The sequence below is a fragment of the Pseudoalteromonas sp. DY56-GL79 genome (assembly GCF_041414765.1).
GTDB classification, from domain to species: Bacteria; Pseudomonadota; Gammaproteobacteria; order Enterobacterales; family Alteromonadaceae; genus Pseudoalteromonas; species Pseudoalteromonas piscicida.
The window spans coordinates 68643-88523 of sequence record NZ_JANHZS010000010.1 but is presented as its reverse complement, the minus strand read 5'-3'; the positions used below and the strand labels follow the sequence as shown (position 1 = coordinate 88523).

Sequence of the window (19881 nt, the reverse complement as noted above, 5' to 3'; positions counted from 1 at the left end):
AAAAACACACCGTAGCAACGCCTTTATGTCGCTAAGAAACATACGGTAGCAGCGACTTTAAGTCGCCAAGAAACACATCGTAGCAGCGACTTTAAGTCGCCAGAAACACATCGTAGCAGCGACTTTAAGTCGCCAAGAAACACATCGTAGCAGCGGACTTTATGTCGCGAAGAAGCACACCGTAGCAGCGACTTTAAGTCGCCAAGAAACACATCGTAGCAGCGACTTTATGTCGCGAAGAAGCACACCGTAGCAGCGACTTTAAGTCGCCAAGAAACACATCGTAGCAGCGGACTTTATGTCGCGAAAAAGCACACCGTAGCAGCGACTTTATGTCGCGAAGAAGCACACCGTAGCAGCGACTTTAAGTCGCCAAGAAACACATCGTAGCAGCGCGTAGCAGCGACTTTATGTCGCGAAGAAGCACACCGTAGCAGCGACTTTAAGTCGCCAAGAAACACATCGTAGCAGCGGACTTTATGTCGCGAAGAAACACACCGTAGCAGCGACTTTATGTCGCGACCAACAATAAAAAAGCGGCCAATAGGCCGCAGTTAGGAAGTGAATTGGTACTAGCCTATTAAAATAACAAAACCTTAAAACACGTACTTCACTGAAAGTTGTAGTCTGTCTAAATCACCTTCAAAGCCACTTTCTGTTTCCCGAGTACCCATCTTATATTCAGCACCAAAGGTAAGTTTTTTCACGGGTGAATAAAGTAGGTTTGCGCTGTAACTCATACTTGATTTTGTCGGATCGCCAGTTACTGCCAGCAAATCGCTTTCGTTATCAGCATTAAAGAAAGAGTATAAGAATGTTGAGCGGAACTGTTCATTCCAGCTATGTTGATAAGCGATAAAGCCCGACGTCGAGTCAATTGCATGTAATGAGTTACCGTCGTATACTGCACCATTAGCAACGTTTAGGCCTACGTAACGACCAAGCCCTTGACCTTGGGTCAGCATAAACTTCAAGTTATTGTTGCCAAAATTAACACGACCAGATGCACTTATCCCAAATGAGCTTTCAGACTCATCAGCTCCACCGACTTTATAGGTAATTTGGCGTGCAAGTGCTGCTACGGCAATATGACCCCAATCTGCATTGTGTGTGTAACGTGCTGTGAAATCAGGCATGCTAGCGTCATCAGTGACGACACGGCCACTATCTGCAGTGGTCACTGTGCTCTCTGGGTTTTCAATAGAGAAAGACCAGTTTCCCGTGGTGTATTTAGCCATGGCTTGGCGTACGAAAACGGTGCCTTCAGCTGGGCCGACGAAATCTAAAGTCTCTGGTAGCGCACTAACATTTTGGAAGTTTGACCAAGCCTGACCGAACAAGAAGCCCTTGTAGCTCACAAAGGCTTGGCGAATACGAGGTGAGTAGGAGTTACTAACACGCTCATTGCCTCCAGATGTAGAAATAAAGTCTAGCTCGATTTTAGTTTTGATACTGCTGCCATCATCGAGCTTAGTATCGGTCCCGAAGCTAAAGCGAGATTGGCGAGCGTGCATATCAAATACAACATCGCTATCTGAGTTAACCCCGACCGGGGTCGTACCAGGAACGTAAAAGTCTCGGCCGATATTTTGCGCCCCCAGCGCGCCGTCAGAAAAATCACTCCAAATGGCATCAAGCTTGATATAACCACCATAGTTAACTTTAGTATCGCCAATCTCAGCCGCAGTGGCAGGGAGAGTGCAGAGACTACTGATAGCAACTGCGAGCAGTTTTTTATTAATGTTATTCGTTGTCATAATCCAGTTCCTCAATAGCTGTGCTTTGCAGTTGGCAGCAGCTGACATTCATTTTAATCATCACTAACTGTTGTTTAAGGTTGGTTTTTACTCAATTACCTATTGGTCTATTAGACTAAGGTGGCATACGGTAAATGAGTGGAGGATAAGGCGAACATAACGTTTGTATCAAATTAGGTACGATTGGTAAGTTGTATGAAACTTTTACGTTTGCAGGTGTTCTACAACTAAGGTCTAATACTTAAACACCCAAGGCTGGGTGATCCTTAGGAAAAGCGTGTCTAGCAGACCTAGACCTCTAAATATAATGGAGATGACTATGTCACAGAGCATTTATCCAGTTCCTGAAAAAATCAAGAACGCAGCATTAATCAACGACGAGCAATATCAAGAACTATATCAAAAGTCGGTTGATGACCCCGCAGAGTTTTGGAAAGAGCACGGTCAACGTTTAGATTGGTTCAAACCTTATAGTAAAGTTAAAAATACCTCATTCGACAAAGGCCATATCAATATTAAATGGTATGAAGACGGCGTATTAAATGCCTCTTATAACTGTATCGATAGACACCTCGAAAAGCGCGCCGATAAAATCGCATTGATTTGGGAAGGCGATAACCCAGAACAAACAGAAAATATTACCTACCAACAACTACACGATGAAGTCGCAAAGCTTGCCAATGGCCTTAAGAGTCTAGGAGTTGCAAAGGGTGACCGCGTCGCTATCTACATGCCGATGACTCCACAAGCAATTTATGCCATGCAGGCCTGTGCAAGAATTGGTGCTATCCATTCCGTTGTGTTTGGGGGCTTTTCACCTTCAGCGATTGCAGACCGTATCAAAGATTCTGGCGCCAAAGTTGTCATCACCTCAGATGAAGGTCGTCGCGGTGGTAATTGTGTGCCGCTTAAGGCAAATGTTGATGAAGCGGTAGCGCAAGCTGGCGTCACCACTATCGAGCATGTGATTGTACATCAATTAACAGGTGGCGATGTTGAATGGAATGCTCACGATGTATGGTGGCATGAATTAGTTGCTGATAAACCTGCCGAATGTGAACCTGAAATGATGAATGCGGAAGATCCGCTCTTTATTCTTTATACCTCGGGCTCTACCGGTCAGCCGAAAGGGGTAGTGCATACTACGGGTGGATACCTAGTGTATGCATCAATGACCCATGAGTATGTATTCGACCTTCAAGAAGATGATATTTACTGGTGTAGCGCGGATGTGGGCTGGATCACGGGTCACAGTTATATTGCTTATGGTCCACTAGTAAATGGTTGTACTCAAGTTGTATTCGAAGGCGTGCCGACTTATCCAACGTCTGGTCGCATGGGTGAAATCGTTGATAAACATGGTGTTACTATTCTCTATACTGCACCTACCGCGATCCGTGCGTTGATGGCGAAGGGTGATGAGCCGACAGCAAGTTCTAAGCGTGACAGTTTACGTATTTTGGGTTCGGTCGGTGAGCCAATTAATCCAGAGGCTTGGTCTTGGTATTATGAGCAAATTGGTAATAGTGATTGTCCTATCGTAGATACTTGGTGGCAAACCGAAACGGGCGGCATCATGATCACGCCACTTCCTGGCGCTACCGCACTTAAGCCGGGTTCTGCGACCCGTCCATTCTTTGGTATTGCTCCTGCACTATTTGACGCGGAAGGTAATACGCTGACAGGCGCGACCGAAGGTAATCTGGTGATTTTGGATAGCTGGCCTTCACAAGCCCGTACGGTTTATGGCGACCATGAGCGCTTTGAACAAACGTACTTCTCGGCTTATCCTGGCGTTTATTTTACGGGCGATGGTTGTCGCCGTGATGAAGACGGTTACTACTGGATCACAGGTCGTGTGGATGATGTACTTAACGTTTCAGGTCACCGCCTCGGTACTGCTGAAATTGAAAGTGCGCTAGTCGCTCACGAAGCGGTTGCTGAAGCGGCTGTGGTAGGCTATCCACACGACATTAAAGGCCAAGGGATCTATGTCTATATCACGCCAAATGAAGGGGTAACGGTATCTGACGAGTTAACTAAAGAGGTGAGAAATTGGGTGCGTAAAGAGCTAAGCCCAATTGCAACCCCTGACATGATCCAATGGTCTCCAGGTTTACCTAAAACCCGCTCTGGTAAAATCATGCGCCGTATTTTGCGTAAGATTGCAGCCAACGAGTATCAACAGTTAGGTGATACTTCTACACTTGCCGATCCAAGTGTGGTTGATGAATTAATCGAGAATAGATTGAATCGTTAACTGAATAACTTGAATTGCGACCTAATATAAACATACTATAACGGCTGTTATCTTTACGATAACAGCCGATTTTTTAGGAGCATAGCATGTATCAGTTTTTAATCGCGGATGATCATCCTCTATTTCGAGAGGCGCTTAAGGGGGCTCTAAAAGCGCAGTTTGAAGGACTAAAGGTATTCGAATCTGAAAACTTTGACACTACGCTCTCGGTCTTACAACAACAAGAAGAACTAGACCTACTCCTGCTCGATTTACATATGCCGGGCAATGGTGATTTATATGGACTAATTCGGATCCGTGAGGATCACCCAAGTCTTCCAGTTGTTGTGGTTTCGGGAAGCGAAGACCTCTCTATCATTTCTAAAGTGATGGGATACGGCGCGATGGGTTTTATCCCAAAAGCGGCGTCAGTAGAACAAATTACCGAAGCCATAGAGCAAGTGCTCGAAGGTGACACGTGGTTGCCTGAAGGCATGAAAGACAAAGTGGCTGAACTCGAAGGGGAAGACAAAGAGCTTGCCCAACAAGTGGCCTCGCTCACGCCACAGCAATATAAAGTGCTGCAATATTTACACGAAGGCTTGCTGAATAAGCAAATTGCCTATGAGCTAAATATTTCAGAGGCAACGGTGAAAGCACATATCACCGCTATCTTCAGAAAGTTGGGTGTCTATAACCGTACTCAAGCCGTATTGATTGCTTCAAAACTACAACTAGAACCTATCGAAGCGAATGACTAATTTCGCATCATTGCTTGCAAGGTGCTTACCTTGCAAGCAGCACTGCTTTAGCTCAATTCTTTAAACGCCTGACTTAGACCCTCTATTGTTAGCGGATACATTCTGTTTTGCATCAATTGATTTATTAGCTCTATTGAATGGTAATAAGACCAATAGCTTTGCGGCTGAGGATTAAGCCAAGCCACCTTACTGAAGTGATTGGTTAAACGATTCAGCCAAGTGGCGCCTGCTTCTTGATTCCAATGCTCTACGCTACCGCCGGGATAGGTGATTTCATAGGGGCCCATTGTCGCGTCACCAACAAATATTAGCCGATAGTCTGAGCCGTAACGGTTAATTAGCTGATAAGTATCAAGTAATTCGCTGTCACGACGGTCATTATCGTGCCAAACATGTTCGTACACACAATTATGAAAGTAAAAAAACTCAAGGTGCTTAAATTCACTGTGTGCGGCACTGAATAGTTGCTCACAAAGCTGGATATGGTCATCCATAGAGCCACCAATATCAAACAGCATCAATACCTTCACAGAGTTATGTCGCTCAGGAGCCATTTTCACATCCAACATGCCGCCTTGTCTTGCGGTTGCGCGAATAGTTTCATTAAGGTCGAGCTGATCACTTGCTCCGCTGCGCGCAAATTTACGCAATTGCTTGAGTGCAAGCTTAATATTGCGGCTGCTGATGTCGGTATTACTGTCGAGATTACGATACTGCCGCTTATCCCATACTTTTACGGCTTTCCGGTGGCGATTTCCATCTTGGCCAATGCGGATCCCTTCAGGATTATAGCCGTAAGCGCCAAAGGGGGAGGTGCCCCCTGTACCAACCCATTTATTGCCGCCTGCGTGACGTTTTTGTTGCTCAGCCAAGCGTGCTTTTAACGTTTCAAGGAGCTTATCGAGTCCACCCATGGCGTTCAGTTTGGCTTTTTCTTCTTCAGACAGTGATTTCTCAAACTCTTTACGCAACCAATCCTCTGGCAATTGCTGCTGTTGAAGTTGTGAGAAGAGGTCTATTGACTCTATTCCCTCAAAGTAATCAGCAAACGCACGGTCGAATTTATCAAACAAGGTCTCATCTTTCACGAAGATGGTTTTTGCCAAAAAGTAAAAGCCGTCTAGATCGGCAAAGCAAACTTCTTTATCCAGCGCCTCTAAACAGTCTAGTAATTCGCGCAGGCTCGCTTTGATACCGTAACGTCTAAGCGTGAGTACAAAATCGATGAGCATGATCAGCGGCGGCTCATAAAGGCGAGCTTCTCAACCAAAGAAACATCTTGCTCGTTTTTAAGTAGTGCACCAAATAACGGCATTAGGCCACCTTGGTTAGATTTGTCATGCAACGCGTCAGGGGAAATATCTTCAGCTAATAGTAGTTTTAACCAGTCGAGTAGCTCACTCGTACTTGGCTTTTTCTTTAGGTTTGGTGTGTCGCGTAATTGGAAAAAGCTTTCGAGTGCTCGTTGTACTAAATTCGCTTTAATATGTGGAAAATGCACGTCTACAATTTGCAGCATCTCTTCTTTGCTCGGAAAGTCGATGTAGTGGAAAAAGCAGCGGCGTAAAAAGGCATCTGGTAGCTCTTTTTCATTGTTAGAAGTGATAATTACAATTGGGCGAACTTTGGCTTTTACTTGCTCGTTAGTTTCGTAGACATGAAACTCCATTTTATCGAGTTCTAACAGCAGATCATTGGGAAACTCAATATCGGCTTTGTCGATTTCGTCAATCAACAGAACGGGACGCTTTGTGGCGGTAAATGCCTGCCACAGCTTACCTTTGATGATGTAATTGCCAACGTCATTAACGCGAGGATCGCCAAGTTGACTGTCGCGTAAACGCGAGACCGCATCGTATTCGTACAGGCCTTGCTGAGCTTTGGTTGTTGACTTTATATGCCATTGGATTAGTTCGGTATCTAAACTTTTTGCCAGTTCTTCGGCGAGTAAGGTCTTGCCTGTGCCTGGCTCACCTTTAATGAGGAGGGGTTTTTCTAAAACGATGGCCGCATTCACGGCCTGTTGTAGAGCAGAGGTAGCAATATATTGATCAGTACCTTTAAACATAATTCAACTTCTTGTGGTCAGATGAGATAGGGTCATCTTGCCACAATCAGCTTTTCGCTGCCAACCCCGCTTCGGTTTCGATTAAGGTGAAGCGAGGCACCGCTTCGCCTTCGACCATAACGTCTTCTAAAAACATTTCAAGTGGTCGAACCCAAAAACTCATATCTCCATATAGGGTTTGATAAACCACTTGCTTCTCTTGCGTTTCACTGTGCGTTGCCAAGGCGTGCACTCGATATAATTTTCCTTTGTAGTGGCGGTAAATTCCAGGTGTGATATCCACTAATTCAAGCTCCAAAAAATAAAAGCCGTACGTGACGGACTGAAATGTTATAATCCGTGCCATTAAGACTGAAGGTGTTTAAAGATGAATTATATTGCGCTGGACGATTATAAGAAAGCTTGGGTTTTCAAACATAAAGATCTTCCAATCGAAGAATCCGACCTGGCATTGATAAAACCAATGTCAGCGGCGCGCGCTGCGGTGCTTTGGAGCACTATGGTAAGCAACGAAAAAGATCACCCTGATTTCTTTGATAAAACAGATTGGGTTGGTAAAGCGGACTCATGGCAAGAAACCCTCAATTGGGAGCAGCCGTGGGAAGCAGGAGAAGCATTTCCTGAAACGATCGAGCAATTTCTTGATTGGCAAGCCAATACCACCGTGTATTTTTGTCTCTCTCGAGATGATGTGATCGAGACCCGCTTTGACGTGTTTAAGCGATGTTGGCAGAACTTTATGTTTTTGACTGACGGTAGTTTCTTAATAGGAAAAAAACGCAGTTCGGTAGTACAATTTATGGCTGAGGGGCAAGCAAAACTAGGAACCAAGCCGTAAGCAAGTACAACAGAGCAGTTTGCTTTGATTTGAAACATGGCTAGTGTATAAAGGATGTACACCAGTCTACTAAAGTAGATTGCATTGACGGGAGGCGTTTTGGAGCAGCAGCAAAATACAATCTGGTATGACGAAGCATCTCGCCTTGTATTTGCCGAGCTTGTAAATGTATTTTATGCCAGAGAGTTGCCGAAACTTGCTGAGCTCTCCGATCATACTCGCCTTCAGCGTTTGTTAAACAGCCTGCCGTATTATGTTGAGCGCGCGGCCACACATATTATTCATGGTGACGTCCCGCTTGAGCTAGATAGTTTCAATGGATGTTGGTTAGCAAAGCAAAAATCACAGCCTAAATGTGATGACGCTGCCAACGCAGCATTTTTTACCACTAAGGTGAAAGTGGGGCTGGTGGTTCCTATGCTATATGCAGACTCGACGGGGACAAACGTTAGGCTCGACAGTGTCGACCAAGTGAATGAGGCTGACAAACTGCACTGCAACCAATTTGGCTGGTTTAGTGTTAGTGGCAATAGCTTACAAGCAAGTGATGAAGCGTGTGTACAACTGTTAAAACCGACGAAAGCGTTAATGACAGCGGCTTGTTGTGGTCATACTTGGCATTTTGGCAAAGCGGCAATACCACGAAGGCTGACGCTAAGAGAAATGTTACTTGCCAGCGCGATTAATTGGCCACAAGTACAAAAAACAAAAATGAGTCAGTGATCCTAATCGACTCAAAAAACAGAAGTTTGGATTAAGCAATGCGATTTTTTCAGTTAGCGCTGTTGGTTTTAGCGCTATTTATTCAGTACAGACTTTGGTTCGGCCACAATGGCGTGGAGGACTACACTCGGATAAAATCCGTGGTTAAATCGCACCAAGAAACCAATGCCAACCTCAGTAAACGAAATAAATTATTAAAAGCGGATATCGAAGATTTAAAACTCGGTCTTGAAGGGGTTGAGGAGCGAGCTCGTCATGAACTCGGCATGATTAAACCCGGCGAAACTTTTATCCGTGTATTACCGAAAGTACCTCATGAAAAGAAACGATAAACTTGCAGTCGTCATCCCCGCAGCTGGGGTTGGCAGTCGTATGCAGGCGCAGATGCCTAAACAGTATATTCCACTATTAGGTAAACCGATTTTAGTACACACACTGGAAAAACTAGCTGGACTTGAATGCGTCGATCAATTTATGGTCGCCGTTTCCAAAGATGATGGATATTTTTCATCGGCGTTACTACCTGATAGCCGTTTTAGCTATTGTGAAGGTGGACAAGAACGTGCCGACTCCGTTTTATTGGCGCTAAAAGCGTTAGCACCAAGTCGCCCTGACTGGGTGTTAGTTCATGATGCAGCTCGACCTTTAGTAGCGCTGGATGATATTCATCAGCTGATTTCACAATGTATAAATCAACAGCAAGGTGGCATACTGGCTGCCAAGGTTAAAGATACCATCAAACGTGGTGCGGAGTTGGTACAGGAGACCGTACCTAGAGCGTCGTTATGGCAGGCTTTTACGCCTCAAATGTTTAGGTATGAAGAGTTATTGGCTGCGCTGGAGCTTGGGCTTTCTCAAGGTGCACATATCACAGATGAAGCATCTGCGATGGAATTACAAAATCGGCCAGTCCAACTCATTGCCGCGCGCACGGATAACATTAAGATCACGACGCCGGAGGATTTACCTCTGGCGGAGTTTATAATTCAACAACAAGGTAAACAGCATGATTAGAATTGGCCACGGATTTGATGTTCATAAATTTGGTGGAGCTGGCCCATTGACAATTTGTGGGGAAAAAATCCCTTACGAACAGGGCTTTATTGCTCACTCGGATGGTGATGTGGCAATTCATGCATTGTGTGATGCCTTGTTGGGGGCACTTGCGCTGGGAGATATTGGTAAGCACTTTCCTGATACTGCGAGTGAATTTGAAAATATCGACAGCCGCATTTTATTACGCCGCGTGATGGAACAAGTGAAAGCGCTTGGCTATCAAATAGGCAATATCGACGTCACAATTGTCGCACAAGCACCAAAAATGCGACCACATATTGATGCGATGCGTACTAACCTTGCTGCGGACTGTGAAGCGCAGCTAGGCGAAGTTAATGTTAAAGCAACCACCACCGAAAAACTGGGTTTTGAAGGGCGTAAAGAAGGGATTTCAAGTCATGCTGTGGTGCTATTGGTAAAAGCATGAAGACACTCAACTATCTTTATGGCAAACCGTTATCTGACGGCGATTATAAGTCACAACCAGAAGACTTTAGAGTCGAAGAAATTTTAGATATTCCTTTTACTGGCGAAGGTGAGCATGTTTGCTTGCAGATCATTAAAAAGGGAGAAAACACTGCATTTGTCGCTAAAAAGCTTGCAGAGTTTGCCCAAATTTCACCGCGAGATGTCAGCTATGCAGGAATTAAAGACAGACACGGCGTATGTACGCAGTGGTTTAGCGTGCCGGTGCCAATTAAAAAGTCGGTAGACTTTAGTGCATTAAATAGTGACTCTATTTTTGTGGTGCAACAAATACGGCACAATCGAAAGCTAAAAACAGGTTGTCATAAGGGCAATCGCTTTGCCATTACCCTCAGAAACGTGACTGCTCCACTTGATATTCTGTCGCGTATTAATGCCGTACGCCAAGGGGTTCCTAATTATTTTGGAGAACAACGTTTTGGTCATGATGGCCACAACTTAGCCATGGCAGATAGGTTATTTGACGGCGAAAAGATCCGCGATAAAAAGCTCAGAGGGTTGGTACTTTCAGCCGCTCGCTCTCATCTGTTCAACGAAGTTGTCAGCCGCCGCGTGGCAGAGCATGGCTTGGCAACGACTTGGCACCGTGAAATCTTTTTACTGAGCGGTAGTAACGCCTTTTTTGATTCAGAGATTGATTGCGAGCTCATTGAGCGGTTACTGAATGGCGACATTTTGCTTTCGGCGCCATTGGTTGGCAAGGGTGAAAAGGGCTTATTGCCGCAAGAGCGTGAATGGTTGGCACCTTTCGCTAAATGGCACGAAGGATTAGCAGAGTTTGGGATGAAAAATGAGCGCAGAGCGCTTAGATTAATACCTGAAGCGCTTAAGGTGAGTATGGCTGACGATAGCACGCTAACCCTAGAATTCAGTTTACCAAAAGGAACTTTTGCCACGGCGCTGCTCAGAGAGCTTGTTAATCATAAAGATGCCAGTAAAAAGTTTAATAAACACGAAGAGTCGATACAGCAGTGAGATACTCATTGTCTAACAAGAAAAAGAGGTGAAATATGAAGATCCTATTGAGTAATGACGATGGTGTTCACGCCAAGGGCATTGCTATCTTGTATCAAGCGTTATCACAAATCGCGGATGTAACTGTCATTGGTCCAGATAGAAACTGTAGTGGTGCGAGTAACTCGTTAACCTTATTAAACCCACTCAGAGCGACTACGCTAGATAATGGTTTTATCTCCGTAAATGGCACGCCAACCGACTGCGTTCACCTTGGAGTGAACAAACTGATGGATGAATTGCCGGATTTAGTCGTTGCAGGGATCAATAATGGCGCTAATCTTGGCGATGATACGTTGTACTCTGGTACTGTTGCGGCGGCTACTGAAGGTCGACATGTGGGTTTACCTGCGATTGCCGTTTCTCTTTGCTCTAAAAATGAAGCCCACTACGAAACTGCAGCACATGTCACCGTAGAGATCATTAAAAAGCTTGCAAACCACCCACTACCAAAAGACCAAATCATTAATATCAACGTCCCTGATATTCCATTAAGTGATTTAAAAGGGATTAAAGTCACTCGGTTAGGCTCACGTCATAAAGCGGATACCATGACCGAACAAATAGACCCGTGGGGCCGAAGTGTGTACTGGTATGGCACCTTAGGCCATGAAAGTGACGCAGGTGAAGGCACGGATTTTCATGCTGTAAACAACGGTTATGCCGCTATCACACCGCTCAAGGTAGATATGACGGCTTACGAAAGCTTAGATGCTGTGGCGAGCTGGTTATCTTAAGAGGCGTATGTGCTGAGTAATTATCAGGGCAGCGCTAATGCGCTAGTGGAACTGCTAAGAAAGCAAGGCGTAGAGGATGAAGTGGTACTCAATGCCATCGCTAACACGCCTAGACATATGTTTGTCGATGAAGTGCTTAAACATAAGTCATATGAAAATACAGCTCTTCCTATCGGACAAGGACAAACGATATCGCAACCTTTTATCGTTGCAAAAATGACCGAAGTATTAAAACAAGTGGGTGTTAAAGGGCGTATTTTGGAAGTGGGGACGGGCTCTGGTTATCAGACCGCCGTACTCGCGCAAGTGTTTGAACAGGTCTTTAGCATTGAACGGATCAAGTCACTGCAGTGGCAAGCGCGCAGAAGGCTGCATTTGCTGGATTTATATAATGTGACGATGAAACATGGAGATGGTTGGAAAGGCTGGGCTTCAAAAGCGCCTTTTGCAGGGATCATTGTTACTGCTGCGGCACAATCTGTTCCAGATGAGTTGTTGGCGCAACTAGAAGATGGCGGTGCTATGGTCATTCCCATCGGAGTTGAAGCGCAAACACTCACCTTGTTTGTTAAACAAGGGGAGCAGTTTATTCGTCACGCCCTCGCACCTGTACGCTTTGTACCTTTAGTCGCTGGCGAAGTCGGTTAATTTTGTAGCTTTAAAAACAACTCCATAAAATATAACTATTTTTTCCAGTTAAATGTGAAAACCAAGCAAAATTAAGTTAGATTGATATGATAGTCGTTGATAGTAGCACTGGAAAATATAAGTAATGCACAAGTCTCAGGTCATCATATCGATTTGTTTAAGCGGCCTGCTTGTTGCCTGCTCATCGAATCATACGCCTGCGCCTGTAACAACTTTATACTCTGGTAAGACCACTTCGTCACATAAAATTAATATTAACGGAAGCAGTTACAAAGTAAAAAAAGGCGATACTTTATTTGCAATTGCATTTAGCGCGAACAAAGATGTAAGAACGCTCGCGAAAATCAATAAAATTAAGCCTCCGTACACGATCTACCCCAATCAGATCATTCGTCTAGAGTATCCCAAAAATAAAAACAAAAAGAACACAAAATACACGAAAGTAAACCACAAGTCTCAGTCTTTAAAACAAAAAAGTAACAAAAGCCCCAAAAAAGAGCTTGATAAGCCAAATCAACGAGAGTATGTTCAAAGACAAGCCACACAAAAATCTAGTAGTACCAAGGCTTTGTATAATAATAAGGTACTATGGAAATGGCCTGCTGAAGGCAAGGTGACTCGTCACTTCTCTGTTAAAGAGAATGGTTATAAGGGATTGGAGATCTCTAATAAACCGGGTACTTCAGTTAAGGCTGCTGCTGGCGGTGTAGTTGTATATGCAGGGAGTGCGTTGCGTGGGTATGGTAATTTAATCATTCTGAAACATACGGATGATTATCTAAGTGCGTATGCCCACAACGCTAAGTTACTCGTCAGAGAACAGCAAAAAGTTAAAGTTGGGGAAAAAATTGCCGAAATGGGTAGTACAGATGCTTCTAAGACGGCGCTTAGGTTTGAGATCCGTTTTAAAGGTCAAGCTGTAAACCCGGCAAAATACTTGCCATAAAGTAATGCGAGTACTTCGATTGGTTCGAGTACCCTTACTTTTATTCGCTTGGGGAGAATACTTATGGCTCACACTGCAAAATTACCTACAAAATCTACTCCAGAGTTAGACAAGTTCGAAGATGATAATATTGACGAACCGAAAGACGAATTACTTGAAGACCTCGAAGACGACGAAGAAGTTTTTGCCAAAGAAGAAGTGGTTAAAAACTTAGATGCTACTCAACTCTATTTAGGTGAAATTGGATTTTCCCCACTGCTCAGTGCAGAAGAAGAAGTTTACTTTGCGCGTAAAGCGTTAAAGGGGTGCGAAGCCTCACGTAAACGGATGATAGAGAGTAACTTGAGATTAGTGGTTAAAATCGCTCGTCGTTATAACAACCGTGGTTTGGCATTACTTGACCTCATTGAAGAAGGTAACTTAGGCCTGATCCGAGCGGTAGAAAAGTTTGATCCGGAACGTGGATTTAGGTTTTCTACTTATGCAACTTGGTGGATCCGTCAAACTATCGAACGTGCGATCATGAACCAAACTCGTACCATTCGTTTGCCTATTCATGTTGTCAAAGAGCTCAATGTTTACCTACGTACAGCACGTGAATTGACGCAAAAGCTGGATCATGAACCTACCGCAGAAGAAATCGCTGAATGTCTCGACAAACCCGTCGAAGAAGTCAGTAAAATGCTGCGTCTAAACGAAAGGATCACCTCGGTTGATACGCCTATTGGTGGTGAAAATGACAAAGCACTGCTCGATATTATCGCGGATGAAAAGGGCGGTGGTCCAGAAACCGAAGTGCAGAGCAACGATATTAACAAACACATTGTTGATTGGCTGGGAGAGTTAAACCCAAAACAGCGAGAAGTGCTAGCGAGACGCTTTGGTTTGCTTGGTTATGAGCCATCTACGCTTGAGGATGTTGGCCGCGAAATTGGGCTAACGAGAGAGCGTGTAAGACAAATTCAAGTTGAGGCGTTGAGACGCTTAAAAGACATTTTACAACACGAAGGGTTAAGTACAGATAGCCTATTTGAGCAACAGTAAATCATACCAATTTACTCATTAAAAAAGCCGCAATATGCGGCTTTTTTAATGAGTAAATTGGTATAAAACCAGCCAAGGTAGAAAGCGATTATAAGCTTTCTATCTTGGCTTTTTGTTCAAGTAGCTTCGTTTTTGCATCGCTAAATTCAGCTAATTTTGCTTTCTCTTTAGCAAGTACTGCTTCAGGTGCGTTACTTACAAACTTTTCGTTTGCGAGTTTCTTTTCAACTTGCTCAAGACCTTTTTCTGCTTTTTCAAGCTGCTTAGCAATACGCGCAAGTTCTGCTTCTACATCAATCAAACCTGCCATTGGGATCATGATCTCAAGGTCACCGATAAATGCGGTCGCACAAGCTGGTGCTTCGTCTTTGCTTGCAAGTAAGTCTACCGTTTCCAGTTTTGCCAGAGCGCTTAAGAAAGCTTGGTTTTCTTCTAGACGACGTTTGTCATCTTCGCTTGCACCAGTAAGTAACACGTTTAGCGGCTTGCTTGGACTGATGTCCATTTCACCACGAATGTTACGGATAGCAATAATAAACTGCTTCACCCACTCAAGGTCAGCCATTGCTTGCGCATCAACTTTGCTTTCGTCGAATACTGGGAACGCTTCAAGCATAATTGTCTTCGCTTCGACACCTGCAATTGGTGCTACACGTTGCCAAATTGTCTCTGTGATATAAGGCATTAGTGGGTGCATCAAACGAAGTAAGCCTTCCAATACGGTGATAAGCGTATGGCGTGTACCACGCTGCTGCGCTTCATTGCCTTTAAATAAAATTGGCTTAGTTAGCTCTAGATACCAGTCACAGAATTGGTTCCATGTGAACTCATAAATAGTGTTTGCCGCAAGGTCAAAGCGATAGTTATCCAAGTGCTCAGAGAACACCTTAACCGTATTTTGGAATTGACCTAAAATCCAACGATCTGCAAGAGAATACACTTTTTCGTTATCGTTGAAGCCACAGTCTTGTTCTTCTGTGTTCATCAATACATAACGGCTAGCATTCCAAAGCTTGTTACAGAAGTTACGGTACCCTTCAAGACGGTTCATATCCCAGTTGATATCACGTCCTGTTGACGCCATTGCTGCAAGAGTGAAACGCAATGCGTCAGTACCGTGTGCTTCAATACCATCGACAAATGTTTTGCGCGTATTCTTTTCGATTTTTGCCGCAAGCTGTGGTTGCATCATATTGCCAGTACGTTTCGTCACTAGGCTCTCAAGATCGATACCATCAATCATGTCTAGTGGATCTAACACGTTACCTTTTGACTTAGACATCTTATCGCCATTTTCATCGCGAATAAGGCCAGTCACATAAACGGTCTTAAATGGAACTTGAGGTTTACCATCTTCATCTTTGATGAAATGCATGGTCATCATGATCATGCGAGCTACCCAGAAGAAGATAATGTCGAAACCAGTAACCAAGGTATCTGACGGGTGGAATACCTTTAGATCTTCCGTGTTTTCAGGCCAACCTAACGTTGAGAAAGTCCACAGTGCAGAAGAGAACCAAGTGTCTAGTACGTCTTCATCTTGTGTCAGCGTCACATTTGCATCAAGGTTATGGTTTTGACGAACTTCTGCTTCGTCACGACCAACATATACATTACCTTCGCTGTCATACCATGCTGGGATCCTGTGGCCCCACCAAAGCTGACGGGATATACACCAGTCTTGAACATCACGCATCCAAGAGAAGTACATGTTCTCGTATTGCTTAGGTACAAATTGAATATCACCATCTTCTACCGCTTTTACTGCAGGCTCTGCAAGAGGAGCAACGCGAACATACCACTGATCGGTAAGTAGTGGCTCGATAACTACGCCAGAGCGGTCGCCATAAGGAACGGTTAGACTGTGATCGTCGATTTTCTCAAGTAGACCAAGCTGCTCAAATTCGTCAACGATTTGCTTACGCGCATCGAAACGGTCAAGGCCGTGGAAACGCTCTGGAATTGGTGCATCCATCGCTTCAAGTGGCTTACCATCAAAAGTAAAGCACTCACCCGTATTTAGAACAGCCGCGTCTTTGTTAAATACGTTGATCATTGGCAGCTCATGGCGCTTACCAACTTCATTATCGTTAAAGTCGTGTGCTGGCGTGATTTTTACGCAGCCCGTGCCTTTTTCCATATCCGCATGTTCATCGGCAACGATAGGAATGCGACGGTTGACGATAGGAAGTAGAATTTCTTTACCAATTAAGTCTTGATAACGTTCATCATCCGGGTTTACTGCAACACCTGTATCACCAAGCATGGTTTCTGGACGAGTGGTTGCAACAATGATGTAGTCTTTACCATCTTTAGTGGTTACGCCATCCGCAAGTGGATAACGTAAATTCCACATATGACCCTGCTTGTCTTTATTCTCAACTTCTAAATCAGAAATTGCAGTGTGTAATTTAGGATCCCAGTTAACTAGACGCTTACCACGGTAGATTAAGTCATCTTGATATAGGCGAACGAATACTTCTTTTACAGCTTCAGACAGGCCGTCATCCATCGTAAAACGTTCTCTATCCCAATCTACAGATGCACCTAAACGGCGTAACTGTTTGGTGATTGTGCCACCTGATTGCTCTTTCCATTCCCAGATTTTATTGATGAATTCGTCACGGCCTAAATCATGGCGTGATTTACCTTCTTCGGCTGCAAGCTTACGCTCAACAACCATCTGAGTGGCGATACCTGCGTGGTCAGTACCCACTTGCCATAGCGTGTTTTTGCCTTTCATACGCTGATAGCGGATCAAAGTGTCCATGATAGTGTCTTGGAACGCGTGGCCCATGTGTAGACTACCTGTGACATTCGGCGGTGGGATCATAATCGAGTATGCGTCACCATTGCCTGATGGCTTAAAGTAGCCATTTGACTCCCAGTCTTGATACAAAGACTGTTCAATATCTTGTGGATTGTAGGTTTTATCCATTACACAGAACCCTAAAAATGCTATTTCTCAATGTCTTCAGTGGAAATTGTTGCGCCAAGTGCACGAAGTTGCTTAAAGCGTTCTCGTGCGGCTTGCTTAGCGCTGGCTTCAACAGGCACAAAATCTATCACCTGTTCAAAGCGACGAATAAAGTCAGGGACGACCCGAGCCAGATTAATGAGCACGGGGCGACGAGCAGCAGGAGGCATAGTGCCAATTTCCACCGGTGCGCCGCCTTTGGGGCCTTCGCCTTGTAAGTTGTGGGGCACAAACCTGTCTGCGTCAAAGCACCAAAGGTGCTCATCGAATAAATGAGCATCGTCAGTATTATCGACGTTAACAAAGATACGGTGTCCAGCTTGATACAAGCTCGCCGCAGTTTGTGCTGCCAGATCAAAATGAGCCGGAACGCTAATCCCCGGCTCATCGTTTTGTTTTAACACGTAAAAGCGCGCTTTGATAGTCATGATAATAATACCAATTGCGAGGAGTACTGAGGTTTGCCACAGGCTCCACAGCTGCTCAATATCTGTAATCTTGTTTACCGTGATAGCGTAGACGAAGAAAATCAGTATGCGCGGCTTAGTTTAAAACTAATTATAGCGCCACTTAAATGCACATAAATAAGCCTGTATTCTGCCATATAAAGGCAATACCATCAATCAAGAAGCAAGAGAAGAAGAATAAAATATGGCAAGTGGTGGGAAGTGCTTGCAGAGGTGGTTTAGTAGCTTTGTAGTGTTAATTTGGTGCGGGATATAGTCGCGGGGTAAACCCGCTGCTACGGTTTGGATTAACCTTGTGTAGCTGCGACTTTATGTCGCGGGGTAAACCCGCTGCTACGGTTTGGAATAACCTTGTGAGCTGCGACTTTATGTCGCGGGGTAAACCCGCTGCTATGGTTTGGATTAACCTTGTGTAGCTGCGACTTTATGTCGCGGGGTAAACCCGCTGCTACGGTTTGGATTAACTTTTTGCAGCTGCGACTATATGTCGCGGGATAAACCCGCTGCTACGGTTTGGATTAGCCTTGTGTAGCAGCGACTTTATGTCGCGACTTATGCTTGTTAAGTATCGCGACTAGACTATTAGTCTTGCTGTGCGTCCGTGATATTGGCGCGGTTAAGTAAATATTGCATCAGCATAGGCACAGGACGACCTGTAGCGCCTTTGTTCTTGCCGCTGCGCCATGCAGTACCTGCGATGTCTAAATGCGCCCAGTTGTACTTTTTCGTAAATTTAGACAAGAAACACGCGGCTGTAATCGTGCCAGCTGCGCGACCACCTAAGTTCGTAAAGTCAGCAAACGGGCTTTCAAGTTGTTCTTGATAATCATCCCAAAGCGGCAGTTGCCAAGCTCTGTCTCCACTTTGCTCTGACGCTTTTAGCAAATCATGGGCAAGCGGGTTATGGTTAGATAAAAGACCTGTCGCATGGCTACCAAGCGCAACAATACATGCCCCTGTTAATGTCGCAACATCGACAACGGTTTCCGGCTCGAATGCTTCAACGTAAGTTAGCGCATCGCACAGTACTAAGCGGCCTTCGGCATCCGTATTGAGTACCTCAACGGTTTGACCGGACATGGTGGTTAAAATATCGCCCGGACGGTAAGCATCGCCCCCTGGCATATTTTCGCAGCCAGCTAATACACCAATCACATTAAGTGGCAGTTGCATTTGCACAACGGCTCGCATTAAGCCAAGTACGCCTGCGGCTCCGCCCATGTCGTATTTCATTTCATCCATCGCTTCGCCAGGCTTGATAGAAATACCACCCGAGTCAAATGTTAATCCTTTACCCACGAATACGATTGGTGCTTGGCCTTCGTCACCACCGTTATAGTGGATAACCGACATCACTGATTCGTTGCGACTACCACGGCCAACTGCTAGGTATGAGTGCATACCCAGCTCTTCCATTTCTTGTTCACCAACAAGGTTAACGGTAACGTTATCAAAGTCTTCAGCCAACTGTTGTGCTTGCTCGCCCAAATAACGAGGGTTACAGATATTTGGTGGCATATTCGCAACGTCTTTACACAACTTACTACCAGCGGCGATAGCAAGACCGTGCTCAATCGCGCTTTCACCGATTGTTAATTCACGGCGCGTTGGTACGTTAAAGACGATTTTACGTAGCGGGCGTCTAGCCTCACTCTTTTTGCTTTTTAGTTGATTAAAGGTATACAGACAATCTTGCGTGGTTTCGACCGCTTGGCGAACTTTCCAGTAGGTATCACGACCTTTAACATGCTGCTCAGTCAGAAAACATACCGCTTCCATTGAGCCCGTTTCATTTAACGTATTGATGGTCTTAGAGATAATTTGTTTGTATTGTTTATCGTCGAGCTCTCTTTCCTTACCACAACCCACTAACAAAACGCGTTCGCTGAGTACATTTGGTACATGATGAAGAAGTAGAACTTGTCCTGGTTTGCCTTCAAGATCACCACGTCTGAGTAAATTTGAGATATAGCCTTCGCTTATTTTATCCAGCTGTTCACCAATTGGTGAGAGACGGCGTGGCTCGTATACACCAACAACAATACATGCGCTACGCTGTTTCTCTGGACTACCACTTTTAACGCTGAATTCCATTGCGACTCCTGAGTCTTTGTCATGTC

The 19881-nt window shown here is 44.7% G+C and carries 19 protein-coding genes; 12 read left to right on the top strand and 7 right to left on the bottom strand.

What is annotated here, in order from left to right; translation table 11 throughout:
- Positions 1-596 precede the first annotated feature (596 nt).
- Entirely contained in the window at positions 597-1757 is a 1161-nt protein-coding gene (locus NO992_RS09040) for a DcaP family trimeric outer membrane transporter (protein ID WP_371376265.1), read from the bottom strand.
- A 319-nt stretch (positions 1758-2076) separates the two neighbouring features.
- Here NO992_RS09040 and acs point away from each other — a divergent pair, with 319 nt between their 5' ends.
- Both acs and NO992_RS09030 read left to right on the top strand, forming a co-directional pair.
- On the top strand, positions 2077-4017 hold the full coding sequence (gene acs / locus NO992_RS09035) for an acetate--CoA ligase (protein ID WP_253104379.1): 1941 nt from the start codon (positions 2077-2079) through the stop codon (positions 4015-4017).
- Between the two features lie 86 nt (positions 4018-4103).
- Entirely contained in the window at positions 4104-4757 is a 654-nt protein-coding gene (locus tag NO992_RS09030; RefSeq protein WP_371376262.1) for a LuxR C-terminal-related transcriptional regulator, read from the top strand.
- A gap of 47 nt (positions 4758-4804) precedes the next feature.
- Here the strand turns inward: NO992_RS09030 and NO992_RS09025 are convergent, their stop codons facing one another.
- From NO992_RS09025 to NO992_RS09015, 3 genes are read right to left on the bottom strand one after another with little or no spacing between them, the layout of a single operon-like run.
- Entirely contained in the window at positions 4805-5989 is a 1185-nt protein-coding gene (locus NO992_RS09025) for a VWA domain-containing protein (RefSeq protein WP_010377399.1), read from the bottom strand.
- A 2-nt stretch (positions 5990-5991) separates the two neighbouring features.
- On the bottom strand, positions 5992-6828 hold the full coding sequence (locus NO992_RS09020) for an AAA family ATPase (protein WP_371376393.1): 837 nt from the start codon (positions 6826-6828) through the stop codon (positions 5992-5994).
- A 43-nt stretch (positions 6829-6871) separates the two neighbouring features.
- Complete coding sequence (locus tag NO992_RS09015) at positions 6872-7108, bottom strand: DUF1653 domain-containing protein (protein WP_010377401.1); 237 nt, start codon at positions 7106-7108, stop codon at positions 6872-6874.
- A gap of 84 nt (positions 7109-7192) precedes the next feature.
- On the opposite strand from NO992_RS09015, the gene NO992_RS09010 reads away from it, so the two are divergent.
- From NO992_RS09010 to rpoS, 10 genes are all read left to right on the top strand, one after another.
- Positions 7193-7663 (top strand): DUF2947 domain-containing protein, encoded by a 471-nt coding sequence (locus NO992_RS09010; protein ID WP_045962078.1) that lies wholly within the window; start codon positions 7193-7195, stop codon positions 7661-7663.
- Positions 7664-7747: 84 nt separating this feature from the next.
- A complete protein-coding gene (locus NO992_RS09005; protein WP_171039493.1) occupies positions 7748-8386 on the top strand; it encodes a hypothetical protein in 639 nt (212 codons plus the stop codon).
- A 38-nt stretch (positions 8387-8424) separates the two neighbouring features.
- Positions 8425-8718 carry a cell division protein FtsB gene (gene ftsB, locus NO992_RS09000; RefSeq protein ID WP_010605642.1) on the top strand — a complete coding sequence of 98 codons (294 nt, stop codon included), beginning with the start codon at positions 8425-8427 and terminating at the stop codon, positions 8716-8718.
- Complete coding sequence (ispD, locus tag NO992_RS08995) at positions 8702-9400, top strand: 2-C-methyl-D-erythritol 4-phosphate cytidylyltransferase (RefSeq protein WP_017217025.1); 699 nt, start codon at positions 8702-8704, stop codon at positions 9398-9400. The genes ftsB and ispD overlap by 17 nt, the downstream gene beginning before the upstream one ends.
- The gene (ispF, locus tag NO992_RS08990; protein WP_017217024.1) at positions 9393-9869 is read left to right on the top strand and encodes a 2-C-methyl-D-erythritol 2,4-cyclodiphosphate synthase; all 477 of its coding nucleotides are present in this window, start codon (positions 9393-9395) and stop codon (positions 9867-9869) included. The genes ispD and ispF overlap by 8 nt, the downstream gene beginning before the upstream one ends.
- On the top strand, positions 9866-10903 hold the full coding sequence (gene truD / locus NO992_RS08985) for a tRNA pseudouridine(13) synthase TruD (protein ID WP_010377408.1): 1038 nt from the start codon (positions 9866-9868) through the stop codon (positions 10901-10903). The genes ispF and truD overlap by 4 nt, the downstream gene beginning before the upstream one ends.
- 35 nt (positions 10904-10938) lie before the next feature.
- A complete protein-coding gene (gene surE, locus NO992_RS08980; protein ID WP_010377409.1) occupies positions 10939-11679 on the top strand; it encodes a 5'/3'-nucleotidase SurE in 741 nt (246 codons plus the stop codon).
- Positions 11680-11688: 9 nt separating this feature from the next.
- Positions 11689-12327 carry a protein-L-isoaspartate(D-aspartate) O-methyltransferase gene (locus tag NO992_RS08975; protein ID WP_017217023.1) on the top strand — a complete coding sequence of 213 codons (639 nt, stop codon included), beginning with the start codon at positions 11689-11691 and terminating at the stop codon, positions 12325-12327.
- A 124-nt stretch (positions 12328-12451) separates the two neighbouring features.
- The gene (locus NO992_RS08970; RefSeq protein ID WP_349195295.1) at positions 12452-13273 is read left to right on the top strand and encodes a peptidoglycan DD-metalloendopeptidase family protein; all 822 of its coding nucleotides are present in this window, start codon (positions 12452-12454) and stop codon (positions 13271-13273) included.
- Positions 13274-13336: 63 nt separating this feature from the next.
- Positions 13337-14317 carry an RNA polymerase sigma factor RpoS gene (gene rpoS / locus NO992_RS08965; protein WP_017217021.1) on the top strand — a complete coding sequence of 327 codons (981 nt, stop codon included), beginning with the start codon at positions 13337-13339 and terminating at the stop codon, positions 14315-14317.
- A gap of 88 nt (positions 14318-14405) precedes the next feature.
- Here the strand turns inward: rpoS and NO992_RS08960 are convergent, their stop codons facing one another.
- The 3 genes from NO992_RS08960 to pepA form a co-directional block, all read right to left on the bottom strand.
- Positions 14406-17255 carry a valine--tRNA ligase gene (locus NO992_RS08960; protein ID WP_017217020.1) on the bottom strand — a complete coding sequence of 950 codons (2850 nt, stop codon included), beginning with the start codon at positions 17253-17255 and terminating at the stop codon, positions 14406-14408.
- A gap of 20 nt (positions 17256-17275) precedes the next feature.
- Positions 17276-17722: a DNA polymerase III subunit chi gene (locus NO992_RS08955; RefSeq protein ID WP_010377414.1), complete on the bottom strand. Its 447-nt coding sequence runs from the start codon at positions 17720-17722 to the stop codon at positions 17276-17278.
- Between the two features lie 621 nt (positions 17723-18343).
- Entirely contained in the window at positions 18344-19855 is a 1512-nt protein-coding gene (pepA, locus tag NO992_RS08950; protein ID WP_010377415.1) for a leucyl aminopeptidase, read from the bottom strand.
- Positions 19856-19881 lie beyond the last annotated feature (26 nt).